Genomic DNA, 720 nt, shown 5'->3' with positions numbered 1-720 from the left:
ACAGCGGCGAATCAATACCTCGCTCATGCGTTGGCGGTAAAGGGCGCTGGCCCGAAAATCCGCGATCCAGCCGTGGGCTTGCTCTGCCAAAAGTTGGGGAAGATGTTCTGGATCGGGCCGGGATCCCAGCCGCACCAGTTGTGGGGGTGAAAGGGCAGCATTGAGCCCGAAGCGATAATCGCCTGAGTCGGGATCGCGCGATCCAGCGACGATCACCAAGGCGGGATCCGTTTGGGTGATGCCGAGCCGCTGAAAGGTGCTGGGGCCGCGCAGCCGTTGGGCCGGGATCCAGATGGATCGCAAGGCTTCGCCCAGCTGCTGCAGAGTTTGTTGGGGGCCGGTTTGAAAGTCCTGAGCGGGGATGTGGCGCAGGGATCCCTGCAGATCGATCAGCGTGTAGGTGGCCTCAAGAGCGATCAACACGGGTGCTACGACACCGACACTCAGGGCCAGGCAGAGATTTCCCCCTATCGTTGCCAAGTGGGCCACCTTAAAAGAGGCCAAAGATGCCATTCCCTCGCACAGGGCGCGGATCCCCGGCCAATGGGGCGGCCAAGGGTATTGCAGCAGTTGCTGGAAGGTACAGGTTGCCCCCAGTTTTAACCCTTCTGCACTGATTTCCAGCTCGTTCCAGTCCAGAGGATGCAAATCGATCAGTCCCCGCAGGTGGGGTTGCGGCTGTGAGAAGAGCCAAGTCCCCCCGGCCAGCCAGTTCCAGCC

Annotated in this window: 1 protein-coding gene; it reads right to left on the bottom strand. The window is 61.4% G+C overall.

Annotated features, from left to right (window positions below):
- The coding region (locus tag NW820_RS13150; RefSeq protein ID WP_414407741.1) for an FAD binding domain-containing protein at positions 1–720 on the bottom strand (720 nt) is incomplete at both ends.

Origin of the sequence: Synechococcus sp. R55.7, from assembly GCF_047461955.1 — a bacterium.
Classification (GTDB): Bacteria; Cyanobacteriota; Cyanobacteriia; order Thermostichales; family Thermostichaceae; genus Thermostichus.
This window is presented reverse-complemented; position numbering and strand designations above follow the sequence as displayed.